Origin of the sequence: Bacillus sanguinis (assembly GCF_018332475.1) — a bacterium.
GTDB classification, from domain to species: Bacteria; Bacillota; Bacilli; order Bacillales; family Bacillaceae_G; genus Bacillus_A; species Bacillus_A sanguinis.
Genome location: NZ_BOQB01000507.1, coordinates 1 through 2,644, shown reverse-complemented (window position 1 = coordinate 2,644; position 2,644 = coordinate 1). Strand labels below are relative to the sequence as shown.

Here is a 2,644-nt window from a genome sequence, read left to right as displayed (position 1 = left end):
GATTCATTAAATATTATGTGGGTAGATTCTGGTGTTGCTAATTTCTTTATAAAAAAAGAAGATTTGTTAAATCTAGATTTTTCCAATGTTATTTACAACTGGGATTGCTACTAAAAAGATATAAATGAAATACTAGCAAGCTAAAAAATCTTCCTGAAGGTGAGGGAGATTTTTTTATGTTAAAAATAAACGTTATGTTAACTAGAATAAAGATCGATGAGTGTAATGAAAGTCAAGCCTAAATAAGAGAAATAACAACAAAAAATGTAATGTTGTAATACGTGTGCAAATAGCAATAAATTCATTAAGTAAAACATAAAATAAAATTACTAATTTATATTTTGTATAGAAATAATTTTTCTGTATAAAAATTTCTTGCCGATCAAAAATGTTTTTGATTCGTTAAATCTTAATGGATTATTGATTTGAATTTGCTGTGATGGATTTATAGCAAATCATAATGATAAAAACTGTATAAATGCGTTTAAATAAGATTTTATGTGAATCTCACAAAAAATCTCTGTTTCGTCTCATTAAGTATAGTTTACTTGTATTTTGATACCTGATATTGCTTTGTTTCTTTAACTGCCTATAATATATATTATGTTAACTGTAAAAAATAATAAACTTATTAAATGTTAGTTCGCGTTGTTACACTCCCCTTTTTTACTGAATTAGTAATGTGTGACTGGTTATGTTGTTATTTGCTTCATTTAGCTATTGATAATAATATTTTCGGATATAATTTAGATTTTAAATAATAAAAAATACAATTCGGTTAATATGTTCATTAAACGAATTGTATTGATATGATTGCGAATACGTTTTTAAAATTAGTTTGCTACAGCAATTGCTTCAATTTCAATTAATAAGTGATCGTTAATTAACTTTCTAACTTCTACAGCTGAACTTGCTGGTGGATTTTTAGTATCAATGTATTGATCTCGTATATCTCTAACAATGGCCATTTGAGAAATATCTGTTAAGAAAAATGTTAATTTTACTACATCATTAAATTGTAATTCTAAAGTATCTAATGCACTTTTAATGTTTTCGAATACTTGTCGCGTTTGTATAGCTATATCACCAACACCAACTATTTGACCATCGGTATTGATTGCTACTTGTCCAGATATGTAAATTGTTCGTTTAGCGTTACTAACTTCGACTACATGTGAGTATCCAAAAGTTGGTGGCATCGTTTCTGGATTGATAAATTTCTTTTGCAAGATTCTTCTCTCCTTTAAATATCTTATTTTCTTTATATTAGATTTTAATTTCAGATTATCCCTTATTTACTAATAATTATTTCTCCATTCAGCTGCTACATTTGTAAAAATATATTAGCACTTTAATTTAAAGTTATTAATGGATTATGTACGTTTGATTTTTTTGTGTGCTTGTTATAATTACACCTTGTTTTATTAATTCTTCAGTTACTTTTGTATAGAAAAAGTGATACCACCAGATAAAAAACTCTTCATAAGTAATTTCTTTTGAGTATCTGCTGCTGGCAAAGTATTGTTTTAAAGGCTTATCGTTTTCGTTGAACAATAAGACTAAATCTTCACTGATTGTGTTTGCAATTTCGTTAAGTATAAATAAGTCTGTTGATTTAAATACAGGGATAACAGGTTTTGAATTTTGATATAAGCCTAATTTTTCGTAAACTACGTTTAAATGTAAGTCTATTTGTCTATCTGCTGCTACGAAACCTTTTACTAATTGCTTTTTCTTATAATTAATATCGGTAATATTGTTTTGAAAATATTCTTCAAATGTTTCGTTATCTGCTGTTATTAAATTTAATGTTGAATATCGAGAATTTCCATAAAGACCAATTTGAACTTCTCCTAAATCTAAATACGTATTACCATACATCCCGAAAGCCTCTATATCTGCTAGTTCTTGTTCTTGAATAGCATAATAATATCGTTTCTTATTTCTTAAAGGTCGTTTCTTTTTTTAATAGCTTTCTTCAATGTAATTTATTTGTCCAAAATCTAATAACACACCACTATAGAGTAAAAGACTATACGATTCTTTAGATAAATGATTAAACGTGTCGTTTCTTTTTGAAATAAATTCAATTTGATTTGAATGGTTTTCAATGAGCTTAAGTATTTGACCACGTTTTAAAATAATCTTCTGCTATGTCATACTTCCTCTTCCAACTCCCTATAGCACGCCTTGGAATGTTATTGTCTGTTAAAACCATACGGATATACCTAGCAGACACATTAGCAAGTGTAGCTATTTCTGAAGTGCTTTTCCCTTCTGTATATAGCTGCGTTATTTCAGGTTTTGATAGTTTACATTTTGATTTCTTTTTTCTCTCTATTTGCACTTACATCCTCTCCTTCCTTTTAATAATTAGAGACGTATTTTCTTCTATAACATATAACGAAACGTATGTTCTTTGTTGCTTATAAGAAGAAATTTACTAAATTAAAACATTTTACATTTACTTCATATTCGTTTTATCTGCTGCATGAGTTGTTTTTCGTATTTAAGAATAACGAATTTCACAAATTTATGAAATGTACTGCATTTAAGATGAAAGGTAAAATGATTTCGTTTAAACTACAATTAGCTACAATAACAACATACGTATATTGTTAAACGTAAAAAGGAGAACGAATGA

Annotated in this window: 2 protein-coding genes and 2 pseudogenes; 1 reads left to right on the top strand and 3 read right to left on the bottom strand. The window is 27.3% G+C overall.

The features are described 5' to 3' along the window. The coding region (locus tag KI369_RS28085; RefSeq protein WP_212958929.1) for a DUF1963 domain-containing protein at positions 1 to 114 on the top strand (114 nt) is incomplete at its 5' end. Positions 115 to 833: 719 nt separating this feature from the next. On the opposite strand, the gene KI369_RS28080 is transcribed toward KI369_RS28085, so the two are convergent. The 3 genes and pseudogenes from KI369_RS28080 to KI369_RS28070 all read right to left on the bottom strand — a co-directional run. Beyond that, complete coding sequence (locus KI369_RS28080; RefSeq protein ID WP_212958927.1) at positions 834 to 1,229, bottom strand: RidA family protein; 396 nt, start codon at positions 1,227 to 1,229, stop codon at positions 834 to 836. Between the two features lie 136 nt (positions 1,230 to 1,365). Then, positions 1,366 to 2,121, bottom strand: a pseudogene (locus KI369_RS28075) (hypothetical protein); the annotation flags it as partial. 1 nt (position 2,122) lies between these two features. Further along, positions 2,123 to 2,347 (bottom strand): annotated as a pseudogene (locus KI369_RS28070) (endonuclease); the annotation flags it as partial. Positions 2,348 to 2,644: the final 297 nt, after the last annotated feature.